This is a genomic window from Actinomadura sp. 6N118 (assembly GCF_044326415.1).
Classification (GTDB): domain Bacteria; phylum Actinomycetota; class Actinomycetes; order Streptosporangiales; family Streptosporangiaceae; genus Spirillospora.
Map to the genome: position 1 here is coordinate 1 of NZ_JBIRAZ010000004.1, position 25,471 is coordinate 25,471.

Sequence of the window (25,471 nt, forward strand, 5' to 3'; positions counted from 1 at the left end):
CCGGGGGCCCCCCCGAACCTGCTCGTGGGTACCGGTCACACCGGGCAAGCTGAGGGACCATCCGTCCACAGGAGCTCGGTCGGCGTGCTCGGCAATAGCCGCGTCACTCACACTCGCCAGAGGTTCTCTGGCTACTCCGCGTAGGGCTGGTCGGTCCCCTGGTCGCTGTAGCCGAGACTCCAGATGTAGCCGTCGGGGTCGGCGAAGGTGCCGCCGTACCCGCCCCACGGCAGGGCGCCTGCGGGCTTGAGGATCGTGGCGCCGGCCTTCTCGGCCTCCGCCATGATCTCGCGGACCCGCGCCTCTGTACGGACGACGTAGGTGAGGGCCAGCCCGCTGAAGCCGCTGCCCTCGGGGCTCGTGCCCATCTGGTCGGCCAAGCCTTCGCGGCCATAGAAGCCGACGAGCGAGCCTCCGTCCGATTCGAAGAACACCGAGACGCCGTAGTCGTCCTTGACCTTCCAGCCGAGCCCCTCCACGTAGAACTGCTTGGACCTGTCCATGTCCCGGACGCCGAGGAGGATCGAGCTGACGTGCGCTTTCATTCCTGATCTCCTTTGTGCTTGGGGTCTACGGACTGCCTGAACCGGCAGGCGGGACATCCTGACCGAGCCCGGATGTCACATCGACGCTTGTTCGCCGGTCAATTGGTATGACGGGCCGGGACGGAGGAATGTGACGGATGGTTGAGCACGACTGGCTGAGCGAGCGGTTCGCCGAGCACAAGGGCCGCTTCATGCAGTGGCCTTTCGGATGCTCGGCTCACCCAGCGAGGCCGAGGACGCGGTGCAGGAGGCGTGGCAGTGCCGACCAAGGCTCGGAGCCGGGCTAGGTCGAGCCGGGCTACGTCGAGCCGGGCTAGGTCGAGCCGGGCTACGTCGAGCCGGGCTACGTCGAGCCGGGCTACGTCGAGCCGGGCTACGTCGAGCCGGGCTACGTCTGGCTCACCTTTCCGATGGGCTCGGCCAGTTCCGCAGGGCGCTGTCGAGGGCGTCGAGGGCCCGTGACCATGAGGCGTCGATAGCGCGGGGGTGGTTGCTGAACGCGCCGGCGACCTCCAGGCTCACGTAGCCATGGAAAACGCTGCCGAGCAGCCGTACCGCATCGGTCTGGTCGGGCTCCGGCAAGTCGTAGTCGTGCAGGATCGCCCGGGTCAGCTCGGCATGCCGCCTTGCGGCGCTGGCGGCCGCCGTCTCCGGGTCGAGCCGGAACTGCGCTGCCGCGTACATGCCCGGATGTTCCTTCGCGAAGTCCCTGTAAACGCTCGCGAACGCCGCCAGCGCATCCCTGCCCGCGCGGCCTGCCAGCGCGGCGGCGGCTCTGTCGGCGAGTTCGGCGAGGGCGAGCACCGCCACTCGGGACTTCAGGTCCTGCACGTTCTTGATGTGCGAATACAGGCTCGCGTCCTTGACGCCGAACCTGCGTGCCAGTGCCGAGACCGTCACGTTCTCAAAGCCGACCTCGTCGGCCAGGTCCGCCGCGGCCCGGGTCAGGCGTTCGGCGGTCAGCCCCGCGCGTGCCATGTGCCGCCTTCCTAGGCGCTCTAAGGATTTGCCTAATACTCCTAGGAACCATACCGTACGAGATATGAGGCCGGTAACCGAGCGCGACATCCGCGCATCGTTCGTCAATTGCAGCAAGGGCGAGGCGAAGCGTCTGGCCGTGCCAAGGGATCTGGCTGACCGACCCTGGAACGACCTGGACTTCCTCGGATGGCGGGACCCAGCCTCCCCGCAGCGGGCCTACCTGGTCACCGAGTCCGGAGGCGGGCTGGTGGGAGTGGCGTTGCGCCTGACCGCGTCACACGCCGGGCTGGCTCGGCGCAGCATGTGCTCGTTGTGCCTGACCACCCATACAGGGGGCGGCGTCTCGCTGATGACCGCGCGCAGAGCAGGCCGGAACGGGCAGGAGGGCAACTCGGTGGGCGCCTACTTCTGCGCCGATCTGGCCTGCTCGCTCTACCTGCGTGGGAAGAAGAAAGCCGGGCCTGACGCCCGGATCCAGGAGTCGCTCACCCTTCAGGAACAGATCGACCGGACCACTGCCAACCTGGCCGGTTTCCTGGACAAGGTGGGCCGCTGAGCTGGCCGTCAGTAGCCTGCTGCTGTGACGACGGAGTCCTATGTTGAGCGTTCGCCCATCGCCGAGTTGCGCGGTGTGGTGCGTACTGTCTGGATTCAGCGGACGGGAGAGGCGCCGTACGTTCAGCGGCATCTGCCCACGGGAGGGGTGGAGCTCCACTTCCCGATCGGTGGTCTGCCGCAATTGCTCGGGCCGCTGACAGGCCCGAATGTCGAAGTCATCCCGCCGAACACGACGCTTGTCGGGGTGCGTTTCCATCCTGGGATGGCGCCGCCGTTGCCCGTCGTCCTGGATGACCTCTTGGACGCGCGGGTGGGCCTTGATGAATTATGGGGCGGCACGGCCGAGCGGCTGGGGGAGGCGGTGATCTCCGCGCCCGGACCGGGGGCGGCGCTGGATGTGGTCCAAGCGCATCTCCTCCAGATCTTCCGATGGGAGGGTCATCTCGATCCGCTGGTGGGAGAGGCGGTGCGGCGGTTGATGCCGTGGCACCCGATTGAGGTCGGCGCGCTCGCCGGGCACCTGGCGATCTCCTCCAGCCAGTTGCGGCGCCGCTGCCTGCATCTGGTGGGTGTCGGCCCGAAGACACTTCAACGGACGCTGCGATTTCAAGGATTCCTGGCTCTTGCCCAGGCGGGTGCGACGCCCAGCGGACAGATGGGCGCGGACGGACTGTCCGGGCTTGCGGTGGACGTCGGATACGCCGACCACGCTCATCTCAGCCGCGAATGTGTGCGCCTAACCGGGGTCAGCCCCAGTGAACTCCTCAGGGGCGGTGCCAATCGGTGCGGCTGCGGCCATGACCACTCGGCGTCCTACAAACCGTTCCTGGCCACCCGTGCCATGGCGCCCCTGCGGTCGTGAAGGACGCTCGTTCGTCAAGGATGCTCGTTTCGTTCAAGCCGTGAGGCCGGGCCCTTCCTAGCCTCGCATCTGTGATCAATCTGGACGGGCTGCAGGCGGAACTCGATGGCGAGCTACTCGTCCCCGAGTCCCCTGGCTATGAGGACGTCCGGCGCCCCGCCAACCCCGCCTACCGCGATGTGCGTCCCCGGGCGATGATCCAGTGCGCCTCGGTCACGGACGTGGCACTCGGAATCCGGTACGCCCGCGAGGCCGGCATCCCCATCGTCCCGCGCGGCGGAGGCCACTGCTTCGCGGGACGGTCGTCCACCGATGGGGTCGTCCTCGACCTGGCCGGACTCGACGGCATCGCGGTGACCGACGACGGGCGCGCGACGATCGGCGCTGGAGCCCGCCTGGCGCAGGTGTACACCACGCTGCATCTGCACGGACGGACCGTTCCGGCTGGCTGCGGCGCGACCGTGGGCATCGCGGGCCTCACCCTCGGCGGCGGGATCGGCCTGCTCGGACGCAGGTACGGGTTCACCTGCGATCGCCTCGCCGGCGCCCAGGTCGTGCTCGCGGACGGACGCGTCGTCGACTGTGACGCCGACCGGGAGCCGGAGCTGTTCTGGGCCTTGCGCGGCGCGGGCGGCGGCCAGTTCGGCGTGGTCACCTCGCTGGTCTTCGACACCGTTCCCGAGCCGGTGACGACCCGCTTCGAACTGCGCTGGGCCCTGCCCCCGGACCAGGCCGCGCAAACGGTCGCGGCCTGGCAGAGCTGGGCGCCGGGCGCACCCGATGAGATCACCGCCAATCTCACCGTGATAGCCGAACCCGGCGAGCCGCCCGAGGCCGTCCTGTTCGGGGCCTCGCTGCAGGAGGAGGCCGTCAGCCGTGCGCTGCTGGAGGAGTTCCGCGATGCGGCCGGAGTGAATCCCGAGGTCGATGTGCGCGGTGGGCTGCCCTTTCATCGCCTGAAGACCTCCTTCGACGACATCGACCTGCGCGGGGAGCCGGGCGAGGAGCCGGGCGCCTCGGTTCTGCGCAGCCGATCGGAGTTGTTCGCACGACCGATGCGTCCGGCAACGACCGATGCGATGCTCTCCACATTTTTCGGCGGCGAGCCTGGGGGAGGGAGGCAGCTGACATTCACGGCGATGGGCGGCGCCTACAACCGCGCCCCGGAAACCGCGACCGCCTTCGCCCATCGAAATGAGCTTTTCCTGCTCCAGCACACCGCCGAGGCGCCCAGCGCGTGGATCGACCGGTCCTGGGAGATCGCCCACGCCGATGGGTCTGGGCGTGTCTATCCGAACTTCCCCGATCCGCGGCTGGACGACTGGGCGGACGCCTACCACTCGGGCAACCATTCCCGGCTGGCGGCGGCCAAGAAGACCTATGACCCCAACCGGCTTTTCGATTTCCCGCAATGCGTCTGACATCCGACCCGCGAATTCTTGGAGGAAAATGTCTCGCCTGATCCTTTACCTGGCGAAGTCACTGGACGGATTCATCACCGGTCCGGTCGACAACGAGGCAAACCCGACTGCCGTGGGAGATCGGGACAATTTCCCACTCCGCGCCGCAAGGATGCACGGCGCGTACACCGCCGTCGATGTGAAGGGGTGCAAATGATACTTGTTACCGGCGGCCTGGGTTCCATCGGGTCGCATACCGCACGGGCGCTGCTCGACCTGGGCGAATCCGTCGTGCTCACCGCGCACCGGTCCACCCGGCTGCCTGAGTATCTCGCCGGTGAGCCCAGCGGCCGGGTCGTCGTCGAGCCGCTGGACACAACGGACGAGGCGGCCTTCCTCGACATCGGGAGGCGGCACGAGATCACCGGCATCGTGCACCTCGCGGCGGCCCGCTACGACTTGCCCGATCCGGTCGAGTACCTCCGCGCCGACACCCTCGGCCTGCTCAACGCGCTCAAGGCCGCGACGGTGTGGGGCGTGCGGCGGTTCTCCGTCGCCAGCAGCATCGCCGTGTACATGGGGGCGGGCGAGGTCCCGTTGCGCGAGGACGTCCCGCTGCCGGTAGTGGCGGCGCACCAGATCCCGGTGTTCAAGAAGACCGCGGAGCTGTTCGCCTCGCTGGCCGGCGACAGCGCCGGGTTCGACACGGTGAGCCTGCGGATCGGCACCATCTGGGGGCCCCTCGGCGTGCCCGACAACCCGTTCACCCCGCTTCCCCGCCTCATCAGCGCGGCGGTCTGGGGTGAGGACCCCGATCTCACCCCGCCCCGCCCGCCCGCGTACGCCGAGGACCACACGGACCTCTGCTACGTGAAGGACTGCGGCCGGGCCATCGCGCTGCTCATGCTCGCGGATCGGCTGAACCACCGCATCTACAACGTCTCGAGCGGACGGCTGGTGCGGTACGGCGAGGTCGTCGACGCGATCAACGCCGCTGTTCCGGGCGCGGACGTCACCCTCCTGGAGGGCCGCAATCCCGACCGGCCGCCGGACAACTACCTCGACATCACCCGGTTGCGGGAGGACACCGGCTTCCGGCCGGAGTACGACGTCGAACGTGCCGTACCTGACTACGTCGACTGGCTGAAGGGACATGACCGCTAGCCCACCGCGCGAAACATCGGCAGCTGCCGCTCGCAGGTGGTGGTCAGGTCTCTCGAAAGAAACTCAGGAAGGTGGCTCACCGATGAGCAAAGTCCTCAGTGCACTCTCCGTCTCCGTCGACGGCTACATCACCGGCCGTGAGCCGGGCCCCGGCCGCGGGCTCGGCGACGGCGGCGTCCTCTTCGACTGGTACGGCGACGGCGACACCCCGAGCAAGGTTTTCGACGGCTTCCGGTTGTCGGCGGAGAGCGTCCGTGTCTTCGACGAGCTCGCCGCCTCCGTCGGCGTGGTCATCTCCGGCCGCAACACCTACGACGACTCGGGGTGGTCGGCCGGAGGCAAACCGCACCCGTTGGCCCCGCTGGTCGTGCTGAGCCACCGCCCGGCGCCCGCTGCCTGGCCGGAGCAGACCTTTGTCTCCACCGGCATCGAGGAGGCGATCGCGGTCGCGCGGGAACAAGCCGGTGGAAAGGATGTCGCGCTCCAGGGCGGCGGCGTCGTCACCGAGGCGCTGAAGGCAGGCCTCGTCGACGAGCTGATCCTTCACCAGGTGCCGATCCTGCTCGGCGGCGGCCGGCCGTACTTCCAGGCACTGCCTGACCACATCGCCCTCGAGCTCGTCGAGGTTGTGCCTGCGCCGGGCGTCACCCACCTCCACTACCGGGTCGTCCGCTGATCCTGGTCACCGGCAGGGGGATCGACGGCGGCGAGATCAACGGCGCGCTGGCGGTGCGGGTCGAGAACGGCCCCGATCGACGGCCCGGAAGGGCACCGAGACGAGTCGGCCGAGCGGGGGGTGGTTCTCGTGGGTGTCGTGTCGCCGGGGGTCAACGAAGTGTCAGGGCTGGACCGCGCTCGGGGGCTCACTCCCGAGTCGGCTCAGCGCCTGCATGGCCTCGCGCTCTATTCGTGAAAGGTCGCAGAGGACGGTGCCTGCCTGTTCGAGACACTGCGTATCGCCTGATTCACCGGCTTTTGTGATCAGTGCTGCGGCTTCCGTCCATAGGGCGGCTGCCTCGGTGTACAGCTCGTGGCCAGTGCGCAGGTGGCTGCTGTCGAGCAGGTGGGTGCATTCGGTGAGGAAGTCGCGGTAGAGGTTACGGAAAAGGGCGCCGCCGGTGCCGGCCTTCTCCATCAGGAGGGCGGCCTGGGGCAGGTCCCGCTGTGGGGTATCGGTGCGCTGCAGCCATGTGCGTACCAATTTGCTGGCCTTCTCAATACCTCGGTGGCCGAGGTTGGCGATGGGCGGGTTGAGGAAGGCGTCGGCGCAGGCAGTGATGGCGGGAACGATCTGACCCTGCGGGGAGGGCAGGTTCCTCGGTGCGGTGAGGGTGAACGAGCGGTGCTTGGCGGTCATCGGACCGCGCGCGGCCCTGGCCAGGGCGAGGCTGTTCAGGCTGGTGGATACCGCTCCACCTTGCTGGTCGGTGTCCACCAGGTAGGCGTCGTGGTCGTCGTAGCCGTACATGGCGACGACATGACCGCCGAAGTGCACCTTCGACGTGAAGTAGTCCAGGTGGTAGCTGTCGAGCTGCAGTCCGACGGGGCGGCCGGCGTCGATGGGGGCCGTCACGTTCTCCCAAGCTCTGCGGGGCGAGGTGGTCTCCTGGACCACGAGCTCCAACTTGAGCCTGGTGGCTAGGTTTCTGGTGAGGTCGAAGGGCTTGACCCGTCCGCCGAGGAAGGGGAAGCCCATGTTCTTGCTGTCCCAGTAGATGAAGGACAGGCCGGAGCCGAGGCCGAAGAGCATCGGCTCTGACAGATCGAGTCCTTGGTGCCGCAGCAGCACTCCCAGCGCTGTCGTCTCGCAATGCTGCGTACCGCGGGCATCGATGTCTATCACCGTGGTCATGCGATGCTCTCCTTGACGTGGATGATCAGGGCATCATGCACGCCATCATGGTGGACTCTCCCACAGTGGGAGAGTCCAACGCGGTACGGGAGCTGACGGAGATCGGATCTCATCCGCATCTCATCGGGAGGCGCTCCTGGGTCAGCGGCACAGCCGTTCGCGGTGCGCTGTCACTTCGCCAGGAGATTGTCCGTACGCAGCGGACGAAGGGGAAAGGGGTTACCCGCTCCTTTCCACTCTCAACGTATAGCGCACCGGGGGGCTTGCCACAAGACCCGGGTCATGCCGCAGAATCGTCCGGCCGAGGCCAGCCGGCACACGTCACGTGCTGGTCCTGCCGTCGAGCCGGGCTCGTGAGCGCCCAACACTCGTGAGCGCCCAACATACGTATCTCAGATCGGAGCTGAAAACTTGAGCCCTCTGGCCACCAGCGCGTTCGACCTTCCGGATCACCTTGCCCCCAAGGCCGACCCGGCGCTGATCGCCGGCGACGAGCACCACTTCGCGGCGATCGCGGAGAGCCTTGAGCGGTCGATCGCGGACCTGTCCGATCGTCTCGATGCCGCGCGCAAGGCGCCCGGCGGCAAAGGCCAGGCGGCGCTGGACCGGGACATGGAGATCCACCGGCTGACCGCCCGCCTGCGGACCCTGCGGCGTTTCGGCATGGACCTGTGCCTTGGGCACATCGTCACCGCCGACGACCCGGAGCCCGTGTACGTCGGACGGCTTGGCCTCAAGGACAGCGCGGGTCGCCGGTTGCTGCTCGACTGGCGTTCCCCGGCGGCGGAGCCGTTCTTCGGAGCGACCCACGCCAACCCGATGGGCCTGGTGAGCCGCCGCAGGTATCGCTGGACGCGCGGCCGGATCAGTGACTACTGGGACGAGGTGTTCACCTCGGACGGGTTCGAGGGGCACGCCGCTCTCGACGACCAGTCCGCCTTCATCGCCAGCCTGGGCGGCCACCGGTCGACCCGGATGCGCGACGTGCTCGGCACCATCCAGGCCGACCAGGACGCCATCATCCGCGCGGGCTCCCGTGGCGCTCTGGTCGTCGACGGCGGTCCGGGTACGGGCAAGACCGTCGTCGCTCTGCACCGTTCCGCCTACCTCCTGTACTCCGACCCCCGCCTCGGCCACCGCCGGGGCGGCGTGCTGTTCGTCGGTCCTCACCAGCCCTACCTGGCCTACGTCGCCGACGTCCTGCCCAGCCTCGGAGAGGAGGGCGTGCAGACCTGCACTCTGCGGGACCTTGTCACCGAGGGAGCTGCGGCAGCGGTCGAGACCGACCCGGACGTGGCCCGGCTGAAGTCCTCGGCGACCATGGTGGAGGCGATCGAGACGGCCGTCCGGTTCTACGAGAACCCGCCCACCAAGGGGATGGCGGTGACGACCCCCTGGTCCGACATCTGGCTGAGCGCCGACGAGTGGGCCGAGGCGTTCCGAGCGCCGGACCCCGGCACGCCGCACAACGAGGCGCGCGACCAGATCCTGGAGGAACTGCTCGCGATCCTGATCGACAAGTACGACGGCGACGTCTCGGCTGATCTGCTCCGCAGATCGCTGCTGCGGGACAGGGAACTGCTCATGGCCCTCAACAGGGCATGGCCGCTGATCGAACCGGCCGACCTCGTCGGAGATCTGTGGTCGGTACCCGCCTACCTGCGGAAGTGCGCTCCCTGGCTCAGCCCCGACGACGTTCAGAAGCTGCAGCGAGAGAACACCCAGGCTTGGACGGAGTCCGACCTGCCGCTCCTGGACGCAGCGCGGCAGCGTCTCGGCGACCCGGAGGCGTCACGACGTAAGCGTCGGCGTGACGCCTCCGTCGCGGCCGAACGTGAGCGCATGGCGCAGGTCGTCGACAACCTGCTCGAGGCTGATGACGACGGCGAAGGTGCGGTGACGATGCTGCGCGGGCAGGACGCACGGAACACCCTGGTCGACGAGACGGCACTGCCCAGCATCGAACCGGACCTGCTAGCCGGCCCGTTCGCGCACATCGTCGTGGACGAGGCCCAGGAACTGACCGATGCAGAGTGGCAGATGTTGCTGCTCCGGTGCCCGTCCCGGAGTTTCACCATCGTCGGGGACCGCGCCCAGGCCAGGCACGGGTTCACAGAGTCGTGGCAGGAACGGCTCAAGCGGATCGGGCTCGACCAGATCAACCTGGCCTCCTTGAGCATCAACTACCGGACACCGGAAGAGGTCATGGCGGAGGCCGAGCCGGTCATCCGGGCCGCGCTCCCGGACGCCAACGTGCCGACCTCCATCCGCAGCAGCGGCGTCCCTGTCGCCCACGGATCCGTTTCGGATCTGGGCTCGATCCTCGACACCTGGCTTGCCGCAAATGCCGACGGGATCGCCTGCGTCATCGGCGATCCCACTTTTCAGGAGAGGTCCCGCGTCCGGTCGCTGACGCCGGAGCTGGCGAAGGGGCTGGAGTTCGATCTCGTCGTCCTCATCGACCCAGAGGCGTTCGGCAACGGCATCGAAGGAGCGGTCGACCGCTACGTCGCGATGACCCGGGCCACCCAGCGACTCGTCATCCTCACGAGCTCCTGACGTCGGCCAAAGCGGTAGCGAGCGTGCCCGGCCAGCGCACGGCGGGTGCTGGCCGGGCACGGCGCCTGGGCTTAGGCGTTCTTCTTGAACTGGATGATCTGGAGGTAGTTCCCATCAGGGTCTTCGAACGTCCCGAAGCGGCCGGAGGGGCGATCGGCGACGGGGACGAGCCAGTCCACGCCGGCCGCCCGCAACTGTGCCTCGACGGCGTCGAAGTCGTCGACGTGGAAGTTGAGGATCATCCGGCCCGGCTCGTTGTTCTTGGCGTCGACGTCGTCGCGCTCCTCGATGACCAGCAGGAAGCCGCCGAGATCGATCGGCCCTTCGCCTTCGTGTCCCGGTGCGAGCGCCCTGCGGTACCAGTCACGTAGTTCCGCCGGCCGGGTGGTGCCGAGAAGGACGCTGCCGGGTTTCGGTGTGATCATGGTCATCTCAGGCGCTCACCTCGGTGTCGGCCAGGCTGGTGGCCTGGGGTGAGCGCTTGGCGCGATGTACGGTGGCGGCGTGCTGGTGGGCCGGGGCGTTCCCGTCCTCTTTGGGGTTGGGCTGGCCCGTGCCGGTGTTGATCAGGTTGCGCAGGCTGCCGGCGATGTAGCCGCCCCAGGCGTTGGTGCACACGTCGTAGCACTCGTACTGCGGAACCAGGCCCACATGGGTGAAACGGACCTCGGCACCGCCGTCCTTTTCGGAGATCTCGAAGACGACCTCGGTGTTCTTCCATTCGGCCTGGTCGTCGATGAAGTTGAAGTAGTTGTCCAGGATGAGCCAGGCGACCTTCTGGCCGGGCACGAGTTCCGTGACGCGGACCTTGCAGCGGTGGACGTCCTTGAAGCGGTAGTCGAACTCGCCGCCGGCCTGGTCGGTGACGCCCTCGACCCCCTGCGACCACCAACCGCGGACGTTGGTGATGGCCTCGAACGCTTCCTGGGGAGTCCGGTCCACCGGAAAGGTGGTGGTGAAATTCTCGGCTGCTTGCATCATGCAAGTGAAGTTAACCTAGGCGCTTTCATGATGCAAGCCCCATCGGTAGACTGGGTGCATGCTGGGGAAGACCTACGACTCACAGGTGTGCTCGATCGCACGCGCCCTGGAACTGGTCGGCGAACGCTGGAGCCTGCTGATCGTTCGCGAGGCCGTGTTCGGGGGAGCGACCCGCTACAACGACTTCCAGCGCAGCCTGGGGGTCGCGACCAACATCCTCAAGTCCCGCCTCGACGGGTTCGTCGAGGCGGGGCTCATGCGGCGCCACAGGTACTCCGAGCAATCGGAACTGTATGAGTACCTGCTGACCGACAAGGGACGCGCGCTCGCGCCCGCTCTGGTCGCGCTCTCCGAGTGGGGCGACCAGTGGGCCACCGAGGAGGAGCCCCCGATCCTCTACACCCATTCGGTGTGCGGCGCCGGAGTCACCCAGCAGACGGTGTGCGCCCACTGCGGCCGCGTGCACGACCCGGCCGAGATCCAGGCCACAATCGGACCCGGCATGCCCGCCGAACGCATCAACGCTTGACCGACCTCGGCGTCCACGGTGAAAACCTCCATGTCCACGTCCACGGTGAAGACCTCATTCGCTCGCTGCTGGTGTCAGGGAGACATCCCAGAAATCGGCATAGCGGCCGCCACCGCGCAGCAGGTCGTCGTGGCTGCCTTCCTCCACGATCCGGCCGGCGTCCAGAAAGGCGATGCGATCGGCGCGTTGGACGGTCCGCATCCGGTGCGCGACCATGACCACCGTCCGGCCCGCCATCAGACGCTCGATGCCCTCGTGGACGGCCGCCTCGTTCACCGGGTCCAGCGCGGAGGTCACCTCGTCCAGCAGCACGATGGGTGCGTTCTTCAGCAGTGCCCGCGCGATCGAGACGCGCTGGCGCTCACCACCCGACAGCAGCGCGCCGCCTTCGCCGACGTTCGTCGTCCATCCGGCGGGCAGCCGCTCGATCACCTCGTCCAGCCGCGCCGCGGTCACGGCCGCCCGCACCTCGGCCTGGTCGGCGTCGGGACGGCCGAGGCGCACGTTCTCCTCGATCGTGTCGTCGAAGAGATAGACGTCCTGGAAGACGATGGCGATCTGCGCCATCAACACCTCGGTGTTGATCGCGCGCACGTCCACACCTCCGATGCGGACCACGCCCGCGTCCACGTCGTAGAAGCGCGCGAGCAACTGCAACAATGTGCTCTTGCCGGCACCCGACGGCCCGACGACGGCGAGCCGCTGTCCCTGCGGCACGGACAACGACACATTGTCGATCACCGTGCGGTCGCCATGCCGAAAGGTGGCGGAGCCGAACTCCAGGTCATGGCGTTGCGGCTGGACCGGGTCGCTGGGCTCCGGCAACGGCTGGGTGCGCAACACCGTTTCGAGCCTGGTCAGCTCGGAACGTGCGCCGCGGAGCTGGCCACTCATCTCCGCCAGCGACAGCAGCGGGTCCGCGCAGCGGGCGGCCAGCACCAGGATCGCCAGGATCTCCGCCGCACCGATGTTCCCGCCGAGCGCGAGATAGGCGCCCAGCACCAGCAACACGGTGAACGTCGCCTGCACCGTCAGCGTCAAGCCCAAGACGCCGGGCAGTGCCGACAGCGTGGAACGGCGGGACGCCCGCTGCAGTCCGCGCAGTGAGTCGTCGAGCAACCCGAAGCGTTCGACGGTCCGGCCTCCGGCGCGCAGCACCGGCTGGGCCTGGAGATATTCGATGACCCGGCCGGTGGCCTCGTGGTCGCGTTCGGCGCGCTCGGCGTCGGCGGCGGCCATCGAGCGGCCCGTCCAGACCTGGATGGCCGCCACGGCCGGCACGGCGATCAACGCGGCCAGCCCCATCTGCCAGTTGAAGGCGAGCATCACGACGACGATCGTCAGGGGGGTCACGGCGGCGGAGATGAGCGGTGCAAGCAGATGCGCGATCACGCCCAGCGCCTGCAGGACGCCGCGGCTGGCCAGGACCGACACCTGCCCGACGCGGGCTTCGCTGTACCAGCCGATGGGCAGGCGGGCGAGCTGCTCGCCGAGCCGGTGGTAGGTGTCATGCAGCAGCGTGGTCGCGGAGCGGAAGCCGGACAGATCGCTGACGTAGCGCAGGACCGCGTAGACCGCGACCGCGGCCCCGAACGCGATCAGCCAAGGCCGCGCATCTCCGGGATCGTTTCCGAACAGTGCCCGCAGCACCGGCACCAGCAGTGCGTAAGACAAGCCCTCGACCACCGCGGTCATCGTCATCAAGGCCACGGTGCGACGCACCGGCTGGGCGTACTCGTGGCCCAGAACGCGCAGCAACACTCGGATCATCGGGGTTCGTCTCCTTGCAGTACGGCTTCGTCTCCTTGCAGTACGGCTTCGTCTCCTTGCAGCACGCCACCGTGGTCGTCGATCTCGCCGGCGATCACCGATGAGTGGGATCGCCAGAACGCGGCGAACTTCCCGTCCTGGGTCAGCAGCTCGGCGGGCCTGCCGCGTTCGACGATCGACCCGTTCTCCAGCACCACGACGGTGTCGGCGTCGGCGATCGTCTCCAGGCGATGGGCGATGACCAGGATCGTGCGATCGCCCTCCAGCGTCGCCAGGGCGCGGCGCACGGCCTGTTCGGTCTGCGGGTCGGCGAACGCTGTCGCCTCGTCGAGCACCAGCACCGGCGCGTCGGCCAGCAGGGCGCGCGCGATCGAGATCCGCTGCGCCTCGCCGCCCGACAGCCCGGCGTCTTCGCCGAGCACCGTGTCGTATCCGTCCGGCAGCTCGAGGATCCGGTCATGGATGCCGGCCAGCCGGGCGGCGCGCACCACCTCGCCGAGGTCGGCGTGCGGCACCGCCAGCGCGATGTTGTCGGCGACCGAGGCGCGCAGCAGGCGAACGTCCTGGAAGACGAAGGAGACCCTCCGGTAGAGCTCCCGGCTGCCGATGTCGCGCAGATCGACACCGCCCAGGAGAACCGAGCCGTGGGTCGGGTCGAAGAACCGCGGCAACAGCTGGACCAGAGTGGACTTCCCGCTGCCCGACGGCCCGACGATCGCGGTGACCGTCCCCGGCTCCAGCACCAGGTCGACCCCGCGCAGCACCTCGTGGTCGGCTTCGTAACCGAATCGGACCTCCCGCAGCTCCACCCGGTGACCCTGTGGTGCGATCGGATGTGCTGGCTCCGGTAGCGATGGCACGTCGAGCACGTCCCGGATCCGGCCGACCGCGCGCCTGGCGGCCTGCATGTCGTCGAAACCGTGGCCGAGGGCCGCCACGGGAGCGGTCAGGCCCAGCCCGAGCACCAGGAAGGGCAGCAGGTCAGCCGGGGCCATGCCACCGCTGGTGATCAGAGTCGCACCGCCGATCAGCACGGCCAGCAGCACGAACGGCGGCGACAGCGCCACCTGCATCCCCGCGGCGATCCCGGAGAGACCGCGCACCATCTGGGAGAACGAGCCGACGAAATCGTCCACGGCCGTGCGGAACCTGCGGTGGGCGCGCTCGCCTCCGCCGAACGCCTTGACCACCGAGATGCCCTGGACGAACTCGACGACTGAACTCGCGATCCGTCCCATGGCCGCGTCGAACTCCTTCTGCTCACGCAGCCGGGTCGGGGTCATCATCAGCGGGACCAGCGCCACCGCCAGCGCCACCGGGATCAGCGTGATCAGCGTGAGCCGCCAGTCGATGGTGAACAGATAGATCAGCGACACCAGCGGCACCACGAATGCGGAGATGAGCTCGCCTGGGGTGTGGGCGATGAACGGGTGCACGGCACTCACGTCCTCACCCACGACCTTTGCCAGCTCGCCGGTCTGCCGCCGGGAGAACCAGCCGATCGGCACGCGCCCCAGCCGGGCGGCCAGTTGCCGGCGGAACGACAGCTGCACCTGGTCGTCGAGAAGATGCCCGACTCCGGACGATGCGGCCGTGAACAGCAACTGGACGAACATGCCGGCCGCACCCGCGCCGACGACGAGCCAGACATGATCGTGATCGATCGGACCGGGCGACAGCAGGGTCCGGCCCAGTTCGACGACTGCCAGCAGCGGCGCCAGACCCGCGACGGCTCCGATGATCTGCAAGATCACGACGGCGGTGAAACTCCACAGATGCGGGCGCAACAGCCCCAGCATGCTCTGCCCCGCCATGCTCTGTTCCGCTGCGGGGTCGGCTTCTTCCGGCGGGGGAGTGGATCGCTCCCTCGCCTCGGCAAGATCAATAGTGCTCATCGTTCTTCCGTCCGGCGTTGGTCAGCGGTGGTCATCGCTCACTCCTTCTTGAGCTGGTCGCGTCCGCCGAGTGCGGCTGGCGGAGTCCGGTGGTCACGTTCTGTCGTGCTGGTTCCGGCGTTCCGGGGCCCAGGGTTCTGGTCCGGCGCAGGACGGTGATGGCGATCAGGACGGCTGCCGCGAGGAGCGCTGCGCACAGCGTCAGGCCGAACGCGTACCCGTCGCTGAGAGCCCCGGGCGCTGCCGTCTGTCCGGTGTGGCGGTGGGCCGCGGTGCCGAGGGCGGCCAGCCCCAGTGCGGCGCCGAGCTGGCGTGCGCTGTTGAGCAGGCCCGATGCGGTGCCGGCCTCGTGGGGCGCGACGCCGACGGTGGCGATGGAGGTGACCGGCCCGAGGCAGAGCCCGAAGCCGAGGCTGGCCAGGATCGAGGGCCCCAGGACGTCGGTGAGGAAGGTGCCGTCCGCACTGGCACGACCGAACCAGGCGAAGCCGGTCGCCGCGAGCAACCCGCCGACGATCAGCAAGGACCGGGGCGCGAACCGGTAGCCGAGTTTGATGGCGAGCACGGAACCGGCGATCACGCCGAACGCGAACGGCAGGAACTGGATCCCGGTCAGGGCCGGTCCGGTGCCGAGCACGCGCTGCAGGTACAGCGACATGAAATAGAACGCCGAGGCCATGGCCGCGCCGACCAGCAGGACGTAGGTGATCGCGCCGAGCACGGAGCGGTTGGCGAACAGGCCGAGCCGGACCAGCGGGTCACGGGTGGTGGTCTGTTCGACGACGACGAAGGCGGCCAGGAGCGCGATGGCGATCGCCAGGGTCGTCACGGTGACAGCGGAGGCCCACGCGTACTGGTCGGTGCGGACGACGCCGAACACCAGCAGGCTCATGCCGGCCGTGGCCAGGACACCGCCGAGAACGTCCGGGCGCCCGGCACGTTCTCTGGGCCGGTCGGCGGCAACGCCCCGCCAGGTCATGGCCAGTGCGAACAGCGCCATCGGAACGTTCACGAACATCACCCAGCGCCAGCTGGCGTACTCGGTGAGCAGGCCCCCGATCAGGACGCCGAGGGCCCCGCCCGCGGCGTTCATCGCGCTCCAGACCCCGAAGGCGCGGACCCGGGCCTTACCGGTGGGGAACGTCGAGGTCAGCAGCGCGAGCGCAGCCGGCGCGAGAGCGGCAGCGCCGACCCCCTGCGCCGCGCGAGCGGCTACCAGGTGCCCGGGGTCGGTGGCGAAGCCGCCGAGCAGGGAGGCGACACCGAACAGGCCGAGCCCGAACAGCAACATCCGCTTGTGGCCGTACCGGTCGGCCGCCTTGCCGCCCAGCAGGAGCAGCCCCCCGAACGTGAGGGCGTAGGCGTGGATCACCCAGGTCAGGCCCACCTCGCTGAAGCCGAGGGCGGTGCCGATCTGCGGGAGTCCGACGTTCACCACCGACAGGTCCAGCGACACCAGGAACTGCACCACGGCCGCCGTGGCGAGAACGGAGGAGTTTCGGAACATGTTCCTAAAGTAGCATCAGCGAGCCCGGCCGTCGAAGAAAGCGAGCTGCCGGCGAGTGCGCCGATTCACCGAAGCGGACCGAGGGGCAGGATGATGTGACGGTGCCCAGACAACAAGACCGTGCCCGGCCGGCCGGCCGCACCGGCCGGCCACCGGCGACCTCCCGTGCTCAGATCCTCGCGGCCGCTCGCCTGCTCATCGACCGGGACGGCTGGGAGAGCCTGACCATCCGCCGGCTGGCCGCCGAGCTCGGCATCGGGGCGACGACCCTGTACCACCACGTACGGGACAGGGACGACCTGATAGTCCAGCTCGTCAACGCGCACGTCGACCAGGTCGCGCGCCCCGACCTGCCCGACGCCCCCCGGGACCGGATCATCGTCGCGTGGGCCACGGTCCATGACGCTCTCGCGGACTGGCCATGGGGCGCAGAGGTCCTCACGGCTGACGGCTTCCTCGGACGCCTGGGCGATTCCGCGCTGTGGTTCGTCGAGACCATCGTGGCCGGAGCCGTCGACTACGGGTGCACGCCCGTACAAGCCGTCGATCTCTTCCGCAGCATCTGGTACTACACCGTCGGCGAAATCCTCGTCCGCGCCCACACCGACCGCCGGAGGGTCGACGTCGGCCACGCCGACCGCGAGTTCAGCCTCCGCAACCTCGACCCTTCCCGGTATCCGCATCTGGCCGCCATCGGCGACCAATGGCCCGAGCGGGCCGCCCTCAACCTCTACCCCCAAGTGCTCCAGGTCTTCGTCGACGGACTGCTCACCCACGCCACGTCGAAGACGACCTAGCTCCTGCGCACCCGGCGCCGGTGGTCGCTCTGACCGGTGCCCCGGCCAGGTCGTCCGCCACGTCCGCCCCGGATGGTGACGGTGCGGCTCTGAGAGGTCTCACAAGAGGGGGGTTCACGCATGGCAACGATCTCCTGGGAGGAGCCGCGCGTGGACGTCAGCTCCGGGACCAGGGTGATCGCGATGAGGCTAGAGCTGCAAAGTCTGTTGCTGTTGAACTGGCGGCGGTACGCGGCCTGATCGTCACGCATGGGATGCTGGCGGCCTGATCGTTGTGGAGCCAAGGATGGATGAAGCTGAGCCGCTCGCTCGTGGCGACCGCATGGACGCCGCGACTGAGGTGTTCGTCGCCCACCGCAACCTGTTGTTCACCGTTGCCTACGAGATGCTTGGCTCGGCCGCCGACGCCGAAGACGTGGTGCAGGAGACCTGGCTCCGGTGGGTGGGCGTCGATCTGGACACGGTGCGGGATCAGCGCGCGTACCTCATGCGGATGGCCACAAGGCAGGCGCTGGACCGGCTGCGGACGCTCAGCCGGCGTAAGGAGTCCTATGTCGGGCCCTGGTTGCCCGAGCCGTTGTTGACGGCGCCGGATGTGGCCGAGGACGTCGAGTTGGCCGACAGCGTCTCGATGGCGATGTTGCTGGTGCTGGAGACACTCGGGCCGACCGAACGGGCGGTGTTCGTGCTGCGCGAGGTGTTCGAGCTGCCCTACGACGAGATCGCCGAAGCCGTCGACAAGACCCCGGCTGCGGTTCGCCAGATCGCCCACCGGGCACGGGCACACGTCGCCGCGCGCAGGCAAAGCGACATGGTCTCCCCGGCCGAGACCCGGGCGGCGCTCGAGGCCTTCCAGCATGCGGTCGAAACCGGCGACCTGCAGAACTTGTTCGACATCCTGTCGCCGGACGTCGTCCTCTTGTCCGATGGTGGCGGAGTCAAGCAGGCCGTGCCGCGGCCCGTCGTGGGCGCCCGCAAGGTGGCTCGCTTGCTGGCCGTCGGCTTGAGCAGGTTCGGTGCCGAGATGTCGATCAAGCCGGTCCAGATCAACGGCTGCCCGGGGCTCATCATGCGGCTCAACGGGGAGATCGACAACGTCGTGGCGATGCGGGTCGAGGACGGACTGGTCACCGGGCTCTACTTCGTGCGCAATCCCGAGAAACTGTCGCGTGTGGAGCAGGAGACCGCGCTGAGCCGCTGAGGTGGTACGGGCTAGGGTCTTACGCGTGGATCACGTGAGCGAGGTCGTGCCCGTGGCCGTGCCCCTGACACGCCCGGTCGCGGCGGAGGGGCCTCCCTCCCGCAATCCCTACCTCGTGTACGTGGCGTCCCTGGAAAGCCCTCGCTCCCGCCGGACCATGGCCGCCTGCCTCGACCGCATCGCCGCGTTCCTCCTTGAGGCCTCGGGAGGTGACGCAGAACAGGCCACCGGACGCGACTTCCCCTGGGCCGCCCTGCGCACCGAGCACACGGCGGCGATCCGCGCGCTCCTCGGGCAGCAGACGTCGCCCGAACCGGACGGCGCCGAGCGCCCCTGGTCGCCCGCGTACCGCAACCAGCACCTGGCGGCGTTGCGCGGTGTGTTGCGGGCGGCATGGAGCCTGGGGGAGATGTCCACCGACGACTACCAGCGCGCCAAGGCGGTCAAGAACTTCACGGGCTCCAGGTTGCCGAGCGGCCGCAGCATCCACGTGGCCGAGTTCGCCGCCCTGCTGCAGGCCTGCGCGCTCGATCCCGGCCCTGCCGGGCGCCGGGACGCCGCACTGCTCGCCACCCTCTACACCACCGGTGCGCGGCGTTCGGAGATCGCCGGTTTGCGCCGCGAACACTACGACCCCGGTGAACGTGCCCTCCGCATCGTCGGCAAGGGCGACAAGGAACGCATGGAGTACCTCCACGAGTCGGCCGCGGTGCTGCTGGGCACGTGGCTGTCCCTCGACGACCGGCCGGCCGGGCCTCTGTTCAAGCCCGTGCACAAGTCGGGTGCCCTGCAACATCGCCCGCTCACCGACGCGGCGGTGCGCAACGTCGTCGTCAAGCGGCGGCGCGAGGCGGGGCTGCCGTCGATGACGCCGCACGACTTCCGCCGCACGTTCATCGGCGACCTCCTCGACGAAGGCGTCGACCTCGTCACCGTCCAGCAGCTGGTCGGGCACTCCTCACCCGCCACCACCGCCCGCTACGACCGCCGCCCCGAACGCCGGCGGCGCAACGCCGTGGACAAGCTCCGCTTCCCGGCGCCGGCCCAAGAGCCCACGCCCTGAGAAGTCAGCGGGCGTCGTGCGCCGCGCGGGCCTGCTCCACCTTGGGCAGATTGACCGCCGACCATTCGCCGAGCGTCGCGAACAGCGGCGCCAGGCTCAGGCCCAGCTCGCTGATCTCGTACTCCACGCGCGGCGGGACCTCGGGATGGTAGGTGCGCACGACGAGGCCGTCCCGCTCCAGCTGGCGCAGCCGCTGCGTCAGCACCTTGGGCGTGATCGTGCCGATGCGGCGTTCCAGCTCCACGAACCGCTGCTTGCCGTGGGCGTGGAGCGTCCAGAGGATCGGCGTGGTCCAGCGGCTGAAGACGATCTCGACCACCGGGGCGATCGGGCAGGCGTTCGCCGGGTCGGCCGACGCGGTCGCCGCCCAGGACTGGCTCTCCGCCACGGCGTCTCCTCTGAGGTAGTCACTTTAAACTGGATACCTACTATACCTGGGCCCACTATACCTGCGCCCGCCGATGTGGATCCGCTAGCCGACCGGGAGTTCGTTGAGCCAGGCCTGCCACGTCTTCTCGGCCTGCCCGGCGTCGATGCCCGCCGCGAAGAGGTGGTGGCCGCACACCCCCACGCTGCCGCGCTCCACCCCGGAGTAGATGAACCGGTAGAGCCCGTCATCGGTGCGCACACCCAGGAACGAGGGGAGATCGACGTAGTCGACGACACCCTCGACGGGGGCCAGACCTTCGGCGGACAGGCTGACACGGTCGCCCTCGGCCACGGAGTCGCCCAGGCCGAGCTGCCTCTTGAGCGCAGTCCAGAATCCCTCTTCCGGGATGCCGGGCCGGAAGGCGGTGACCGTGCCCGCGTGCCGGCCGCGGAAGTGCACTAGGTACTGGCCCAGCGTGTGCAGGTACATGTCCCAGCCGGTCTTCATGGCCTCGAACTCGTCCTCCCAGTCGTCGCCCAGGACGCCGCTGTGCACGAGCCGCAGCACCGTGCTCCCGCCGCCGCGGCCCTCGATGAGGTACTCGATGGCCATGAACTTCCCGTCCTCACCGGGCTCGGTGCGGTACGCGAGGCGTTTGGCCGGGTCCCAGCCGGTGATGGTGGACATCTCGGTCTGACCGGCCATGGTGAACGTGGCGGAGCCGCCCTCCCGCGGCTCGAACTCGCTGCGGCCCATGAACCACGCGTCCACGCCCGGGCCGGTGGCGATCGCGTCCCACACGTCCTCCGGGCTCGCGGCGAGCGTGATCTCCTTCTGCAACTCGAACTCGTGGCCCATGTTCAGGACTCCTTGGTCTCGCCGGACCGTCCGGTCTCGGTCTGGGGCGTGGCGGGGATGCTCGGATGGAGGGCGACGACGACACGGTGATCGCGTCCGCCCGCGGCGGTGTCGTCGTGGTAGCGCGACACCAGGGAGGTGACCGTCGCGGCCAGTTCCTCGGCGAACGCGGCGCGGTCCGCTGCCGAGGCGAACCGGACGTGCCCGTCGATGGCGAACGTGGCGACCCGTTTGTCGGCCTTGGCCGCGCCTGTGATCAGGGCGCCGACGTCCCGTACCAGCCGGGCGGCGACCGCCAGCAGCCAGCGGGCCGACAGCTGGTCGGGGGCGCGGCCCGGGTCGGGCTGGACCGCCGACAATGCGGTAGGGGAGATCACGAAGGAGACCGCGGTCGCCCGCATCATCCGCTCGGTGACGTTGCCCTTGCGGCGCTCCTCGACGAGCTCGACGAGCCCGTGCTTCTCCAGCGCCTTGAGATGGTAGTTGACCTTCTGGCGGGCGAGCCCGACCCGCGCGGCCAGCATCGTCGCCGACGCCGGCTCCGACAGCTCCGACAGCAGCCGGGCACGCATCGGATCGAGCGACACCTCGGCTGCCGCCGCGTCCTCGATCACCGCAACTTCGTCCATGCCCTCACCCTGCCAGCCGACAAGTAGAGGCGTCAAGACAAAGTTAATTGTCGGCTAGTCCGGCGGAGGTCGGTCAGGCGTGGCTGCCGACGGTGACCGGGCCGATGGTGAGCCGCGGCTGTGCTTCGAGGATCTCCCCGACTCGTTCCACCTGCCTGTCCAGGTCGTCGAGTTGCGCGGCGCCGAGCGTGCCGAGCGGCTCGACGGTGATGTCGATCCGCTTCCCGGAGCGGCGCTGGTGCCATAGGCCCGCGACGGCGCCGTCCACGAGCAGGATCTGGAAGTTGCCGGGCAGCACGCGCTCCGCGGCACGGCCCGGGTAGAGCAGCGCGGGCGGCTGGTTGCCCACCCGGTAGGCGTATCCGTCGAAGTACGGCAGGAGCCGCACGCCGTGGGGCCGTGCTGCCGGCACGTCGAGGTCACCGGCCACCACCCAGGCCAGGTCGCCTTCGACCTCGACCTGCTGGAGTTCGTCATCCAGAGAGCCGAACAGTTCCCTGGCCCACGTGGCCTGCGTGCCCGTCCAGTGTGCGAACCGCTGGGGCGTGGACGGGCCGTACGCACTGAGGTAGCTCCGTACGAGCCAGGCGAGCGCGGTGTCCGCGTCGGCCGGCTCGAAGCCGGGCAGCCACCGCCGCGGATTGGTGTAGGTGACCTTGCGGCCCCTGTTGGGGGCGAAGCACAGGACGCCGCGGATACCGGTCAGGTGCATGGCCTGCCGCCAGCGCGGCCACTTGTCCTGGAACGCCTCCATGACGAGATCGCCGGCCCACGCGCCGGCATGGTCGACGACCGCCTCGGTGAGCTCGTCGATCGTCAGCTCGGCGTCGTCGAGCGCGGCGGCGACGGCCGCGACGACCTGCTCGGTCTGGTCCGGGGTGAGCCTGATGTCCTTCGGCATGACGTTGGCCGAGGCCGGCAGCGCGGACAGCGCGCCGACCCAGAGCGAGAGATCACGGGCCGGCATCACATGAACCGTGCCGCGCAACCCGAACGTCTTGACGAGGCTCCGTTCGGTCCACAGGGCCGCGCGGACGTCCAGCCGGGTGGCGCCGTCGATGCGCATGGCGATGCCCAGTTCGGCCGCCGACATCACCTGAGCGTGGGTGCTCGCCATGGCGGCCGCGATGTCGGCGGGCGTGGCGCTTTTCGACGGGGTGGTCAGCGCGTGCCGGTGCAGCCGCCGGGCGCACACGTCGCTCCAGGAGAAACGCGGCAGGTCGTTCATGCCTTCGACCCTAGAGGTCATCTAGGTCAGATCGTGACCTAACCGCACGGCATGATGGGGCCATGAGCGACACCCCAGCTCGGTTGCTGAGCCTGCTGTCCCTGCTTCAGACGCCACGCGAGTGGCCCGGCAGCGAGCTGGCCGAGCGGCTGCGCGTGAGCCCGCGCACGATCCGCCGCGACGTCGAGCGGCTGCGCGAGCTGGGCTATCCGGTGGAGGCCTCAAGAGGCGCCGTGGGCGGCTACCGGCTGGTGGCCGGGACGGCGATGCCGCCGCTGCTGCTGGACGACGAGGAGGCGGTGGCGATCGCGGTGGGTCTGCGCACGGCGGCCGGGCATCCCGTGGACGGCATCGGTGAGGCGTCCGTGCGGGCGATGGCGAAGCTGGAGCAGGTGCTGCCCTCGCGGTTGCGGCACCGGGTCGGGGTGCTGAGCGCCGCGACGGTGCCCGGTGGTGGTGGACGCGGGCAGGCCAAGCGTGAACCCGCAGGATCTGACCGTGCTCGCTGCGGCCGCCGCCAATCACGAGCGGTTGCGGTTCAGGTACGAGGCGGCCGACGGCGGTGAGACCCGGCGGCTGGTGGAGCCGTACCATCTGGTCCCCGCCTTCCAGCGCTGGTACCTGGTCGCCTACGACGTCGAACGGGACGGATGGCGCATCTTCCGCGTCGATCGCGTTCGGGAGCCACGACCCATCGGGCAGCGGTACGCGCCGCGCGAGCTCCCCGAGGAGGACGCCGCCGCGTTCGTCACCAGCAAGCTCAATTCGCTGGCGCCCACCTACAGTGCGGTCGCCACCCTGCACGCCCCGGCGGAACAGGTCCGGGGACGCGTGGGTGACCAGCCCGGCGACGTCGAACCCATCGACGACCGCACCTGCCGGCTCCGCAGCCATACCGACACGCTCCCGTGGCTGGCCCAGTCTCTGGTAATGCTCGGGTGCGAGTTCGAGGTGCACGAACCCCCGGAGCTCATCGACCACCTCCGCGAACTGAGCGCCCGTGCCGCCCGCGCCTCGGGCGGTGCCCCCGGCCGCGCCAGGACGGCTAGCGGCTGAGCACGCCTTTCTCCAGGGTGCGGATCACGGTGGAGGTGATCCCGTGCCGGGGCATGCGCCCCTGGCCTGCCTCCTCGACCGCCGTGTATACCAGCGCCCAAAGCACATGCTGGATCCAGCGGGGACTCAGCTCCGGATCGAACGCGCCCGCGGCCTGCCCGCGCTCGATGAGGCGCAGCACCGGGTCGTCTGGAGGGTCGCAGTCGGGATCGTCCGCCGTGGGGTGGCCCTCGAAGACCTTCGGGTCGCCCCACAGGAACAGCAGCCGGTCGCCCGCGTCCACCATGGCGGCGACCAGGCGCCGCATCGCCTCCAGCGGTGAGCCGTCGTCGAGCGCGGCGCCCTCGGTTGCCTCCTGGACCACGGTCAGCGAGTCCTCGACGACGGCCTTGATCAGCACGTCGCGGTCGGGGTAGTAGCGGTGCAGCGTGCTGCGGCCGACGTCGGCCGCCTCGGCGATGTCGGCCAGCGTCGCGGCCCGGTCGCGGGCGAGGACGGTCGCGGCGGCGCTCAGGATGGCGCGGCGCGTCCGTCCGCGTGCCCCGGACTCGGGGATCTCGGTCGTGCTCATCATCCGAAAAGTATCACTTGACATCCATTGTAAGACTTGTGGCACTCTCTATGGGACATTGATGTCCCAAAATCAGAAGGACACGTTTCATGGATTCGGGTTTCGGAGTCCTCGCCGAGGGGCTGACCAAACGTTTCAAGGCCACGACGGCACTCGACGGGTTCGACCTGGCCGTTCCTGAGGGCACGGTGTGCGGGCTGCTCGGGCCGAACGGGGCGGGCAAGACCACCGCCGTGCGGATCCTGTGCACGCTCCTGCGCGCCGACGGCGGGCATGCCCGCGTCGCCGGGTACGACGTGGGCCGGGATCCCGCGCAGGTGCGGCACCGCATCGGGCTGGCCGGGCAGGAGCCGGCCGTGGACGAGATCCTCACGGGCCGGGAGAACCTGGCGATGTGGGGGCGGCTCTACCACCTGGGCTCCCGCACCGCCCAGCGGCGGGCCGACGAGCTGCTGGAGCGGTTCGGGCTGGCCGAGGCGGCGGGCAAGCGCGTCAAGCACTACTCCGGTGGCATGCGGCGGCGGCTCGACCTGGCGGCGAGCTTCATCCTGGCCCCGCGCGTGCTCTTCCTGGACGAGCCCACCACCGGTCTCGACCCGCGCAGCCGCAACGAGGTGTGGAACGCCGTCCGCGCGCTCGTCGCCGAGGGCACCACCGTCCTGCTCACCACGCAGTACCTCGACGAGGCCGACCGGCTCGCCGGGCAGATCGTGGTCCTCGACACCGGCCGCGTGATCGCCGACGACTCACCGGAACGTCTCAAGTCCAAGGTCGGCGGTGACCGGATCGACCTCGTGCTGCACGACGCCGCCGGGCTGGGCCCGGCCGCCGGCATCCTCGCCCGGGTCACGGGCGCCGAACCCGAGACCGAGCACGACACGCGGCGCGTGCACGCCCCGGTCCGCGACCGGATCGCCGCGCTCACCGAGACCGTTCGCGCGCTGCACGAGGCGGGGATCGAGGTCGAGGACGTCGCGCTCCGGCGGCCCACGCTCGACGAGGTGTTCCTGAGACTCACCGGTCAGCACACCGAGCAGGCCGCTGACCACGCCACCGGGCAGGCCAGCGACAAGGAGGTGGCCGCGTGACGACCTC

24 protein-coding genes and 1 pseudogene are annotated in these 25,471 nt (G+C 69.3%); 12 read left to right on the plus strand and 13 right to left on the minus strand.

What is annotated here, in order from left to right; all coding sequences use genetic code 11:
* Positions 1–131: 131 nt before the first annotated feature.
* On the minus strand, positions 132–545 hold the full coding sequence (locus ACH34W_RS10715; protein ID WP_395960633.1) for a VOC family protein: 414 nt from the start codon (positions 543–545) through the stop codon (positions 132–134).
* Positions 546–944: 399 nt separating this feature from the next.
* Entirely contained in the window at positions 945–1,523 is a 579-nt protein-coding gene (locus ACH34W_RS10720; protein ID WP_395960634.1) for a TetR/AcrR family transcriptional regulator, read from the minus strand.
* 64 nt (positions 1,524–1,587) lie between these two features.
* Between ACH34W_RS10720 and ACH34W_RS10725 the strand changes: the two genes are divergently transcribed.
* The 5 genes from ACH34W_RS10725 (at position 1,588) to ACH34W_RS10745 (ending at position 6,186) form a co-directional block, all read left to right on the plus strand.
* Positions 1,588–2,082, plus strand: coding sequence for an FBP domain-containing protein (locus tag ACH34W_RS10725; RefSeq protein WP_395960635.1), 495 nt, complete (start codon positions 1,588–1,590; stop codon positions 2,080–2,082).
* A 24-nt stretch (positions 2,083–2,106) separates the two neighbouring features.
* Entirely contained in the window at positions 2,107–2,946 is an 840-nt protein-coding gene (locus ACH34W_RS10730) for a helix-turn-helix domain-containing protein (protein ID WP_395960636.1), read from the plus strand.
* 71 nt (positions 2,947–3,017) lie between these two features.
* Entirely contained in the window at positions 3,018–4,367 is a 1,350-nt protein-coding gene (locus tag ACH34W_RS10735) for an FAD-binding oxidoreductase (RefSeq protein WP_395960637.1), read from the plus strand.
* A 192-nt stretch (positions 4,368–4,559) separates the two neighbouring features.
* Entirely contained in the window at positions 4,560–5,510 is a 951-nt protein-coding gene (locus ACH34W_RS10740; protein WP_395960638.1) for an NAD-dependent epimerase/dehydratase family protein, read from the plus strand.
* A gap of 82 nt (positions 5,511–5,592) precedes the next feature.
* Positions 5,593–6,186 carry a dihydrofolate reductase family protein gene (locus ACH34W_RS10745; RefSeq protein WP_395960639.1) on the plus strand — a complete coding sequence of 198 codons (594 nt, stop codon included), beginning with the start codon at positions 5,593–5,595 and terminating at the stop codon, positions 6,184–6,186.
* Positions 6,187–6,348: 162 nt separating this feature from the next.
* Here ACH34W_RS10745 and ACH34W_RS10750 read toward each other — a convergent pair whose 3' ends face one another.
* Complete coding sequence (locus ACH34W_RS10750) at positions 6,349–7,362, minus strand: BtrH N-terminal domain-containing protein (protein ID WP_395960640.1); 1,014 nt, start codon at positions 7,360–7,362, stop codon at positions 6,349–6,351.
* A gap of 411 nt (positions 7,363–7,773) precedes the next feature.
* On the opposite strand from ACH34W_RS10750, the gene helR reads away from it, so the two are divergent.
* Positions 7,774–9,921 (plus strand): RNA polymerase recycling motor ATPase HelR, encoded by a 2,148-nt coding sequence (gene helR / locus ACH34W_RS10755; protein WP_395960641.1) that lies wholly within the window; start codon positions 7,774–7,776, stop codon positions 9,919–9,921.
* A 71-nt stretch (positions 9,922–9,992) separates the two neighbouring features.
* Here the strand turns inward: helR and ACH34W_RS10760 are convergent, their stop codons facing one another.
* Together ACH34W_RS10760 and ACH34W_RS10765 are read right to left on the minus strand one after the other, a co-directional pair.
* On the minus strand, positions 9,993–10,352 hold the full coding sequence (locus tag ACH34W_RS10760; RefSeq protein ID WP_395960642.1) for a VOC family protein: 360 nt from the start codon (positions 10,350–10,352) through the stop codon (positions 9,993–9,995).
* 1 nt (position 10,353) lies between these two features.
* On the minus strand, positions 10,354–10,902 hold the full coding sequence (locus tag ACH34W_RS10765) for an SRPBCC domain-containing protein (RefSeq protein WP_395960643.1): 549 nt from the start codon (positions 10,900–10,902) through the stop codon (positions 10,354–10,356).
* Positions 10,903–10,960: 58 nt separating this feature from the next.
* Between ACH34W_RS10765 and ACH34W_RS10770 the strand changes: the two genes are divergently transcribed.
* Positions 10,961–11,431, plus strand: a complete 471-nt coding sequence (locus ACH34W_RS10770; protein WP_395960644.1) for a winged helix-turn-helix transcriptional regulator — start codon at positions 10,961–10,963, stop codon at positions 11,429–11,431.
* A gap of 54 nt (positions 11,432–11,485) precedes the next feature.
* Here ACH34W_RS10770 and ACH34W_RS10775 read toward each other — a convergent pair whose 3' ends face one another.
* Genes ACH34W_RS10775 through ACH34W_RS10785 form a run of 3 tightly spaced genes read right to left on the minus strand, consistent with a single transcriptional unit; the run spans position 11,486 to position 16,603 of the window.
* Entirely contained in the window at positions 11,486–13,201 is a 1,716-nt protein-coding gene (locus ACH34W_RS10775) for an ABC transporter ATP-binding protein (protein WP_395960645.1), read from the minus strand.
* Positions 13,198–15,096, minus strand: coding sequence for an ABC transporter ATP-binding protein (locus tag ACH34W_RS10780; RefSeq protein WP_395960646.1), 1,899 nt, complete (start codon positions 15,094–15,096; stop codon positions 13,198–13,200). The genes ACH34W_RS10775 and ACH34W_RS10780 overlap by 4 nt, the downstream gene beginning before the upstream one ends.
* Positions 15,097–15,127: 31 nt before the next feature.
* On the minus strand, positions 15,128–16,603 hold the full coding sequence (locus ACH34W_RS10785) for an MFS transporter (protein WP_395960647.1): 1,476 nt from the start codon (positions 16,601–16,603) through the stop codon (positions 15,128–15,130).
* Positions 16,604–16,704: 101 nt separating this feature from the next.
* Here ACH34W_RS10785 and ACH34W_RS10790 point away from each other — a divergent pair, with 101 nt between their 5' ends.
* The 3 genes from ACH34W_RS10790 (at position 16,705) to ACH34W_RS10800 (ending at position 19,664) form a co-directional block, all read left to right on the plus strand.
* Complete coding sequence (locus ACH34W_RS10790; RefSeq protein WP_395960648.1) at positions 16,705–17,400, plus strand: TetR/AcrR family transcriptional regulator; 696 nt, start codon at positions 16,705–16,707, stop codon at positions 17,398–17,400.
* A gap of 286 nt (positions 17,401–17,686) precedes the next feature.
* Positions 17,687–18,601 carry an RNA polymerase sigma-70 factor gene (locus tag ACH34W_RS10795; RefSeq protein ID WP_395960649.1) on the plus strand — a complete coding sequence of 305 codons (915 nt, stop codon included), beginning with the start codon at positions 17,687–17,689 and terminating at the stop codon, positions 18,599–18,601.
* Between the two features lie 25 nt (positions 18,602–18,626).
* On the plus strand, positions 18,627–19,664 hold the full coding sequence (locus ACH34W_RS10800; RefSeq protein WP_395960650.1) for a tyrosine-type recombinase/integrase: 1,038 nt from the start codon (positions 18,627–18,629) through the stop codon (positions 19,662–19,664).
* A 4-nt stretch (positions 19,665–19,668) separates the two neighbouring features.
* Here the strand turns inward: ACH34W_RS10800 and ACH34W_RS10805 are convergent, their stop codons facing one another.
* The 4 genes from ACH34W_RS10805 to ACH34W_RS10820 form a co-directional block, all read right to left on the minus strand.
* Positions 19,669–20,052: a winged helix-turn-helix transcriptional regulator gene (locus ACH34W_RS10805; protein WP_395960651.1), complete on the minus strand. Its 384-nt coding sequence runs from the start codon at positions 20,050–20,052 to the stop codon at positions 19,669–19,671.
* 84 nt (positions 20,053–20,136) lie between these two features.
* The gene (locus tag ACH34W_RS10810) at positions 20,137–20,892 is read right to left on the minus strand and encodes an SRPBCC domain-containing protein (RefSeq protein WP_395960652.1); all 756 of its coding nucleotides are present in this window, start codon (positions 20,890–20,892) and stop codon (positions 20,137–20,139) included.
* 2 nt (positions 20,893–20,894) lie between these two features.
* Entirely contained in the window at positions 20,895–21,521 is a 627-nt protein-coding gene (locus ACH34W_RS10815; RefSeq protein WP_395960653.1) for an ArsR/SmtB family transcription factor, read from the minus strand.
* 73 nt (positions 21,522–21,594) lie between these two features.
* Positions 21,595–22,749, minus strand: a complete 1,155-nt coding sequence (locus tag ACH34W_RS10820; protein WP_395960654.1) for a winged helix DNA-binding domain-containing protein — start codon at positions 22,747–22,749, stop codon at positions 21,595–21,597.
* Positions 22,750–22,811: 62 nt separating this feature from the next.
* On the opposite strand from ACH34W_RS10820, the pseudogene ACH34W_RS10825 reads away from it, so the two are divergent.
* Positions 22,812–23,805, plus strand: a pseudogene (locus ACH34W_RS10825) (helix-turn-helix transcriptional regulator).
* On the opposite strand, the gene ACH34W_RS10830 reads toward ACH34W_RS10825, so the two are convergent.
* Complete coding sequence (locus tag ACH34W_RS10830) at positions 23,795–24,379, minus strand: TetR/AcrR family transcriptional regulator (RefSeq protein ID WP_395960655.1); 585 nt, start codon at positions 24,377–24,379, stop codon at positions 23,795–23,797. The pseudogene ACH34W_RS10825 and the gene ACH34W_RS10830 overlap by 11 nt on opposite strands.
* Before the next feature lie 86 nt (positions 24,380–24,465).
* Between ACH34W_RS10830 and ACH34W_RS10835 the strand changes: the two genes are divergently transcribed.
* Positions 24,466–25,464: an ATP-binding cassette domain-containing protein gene (locus ACH34W_RS10835; RefSeq protein WP_395960656.1), complete on the plus strand. Its 999-nt coding sequence runs from the start codon at positions 24,466–24,468 to the stop codon at positions 25,462–25,464.
* The last annotated feature ends 7 nt before the right edge of the window (positions 25,465–25,471 follow it).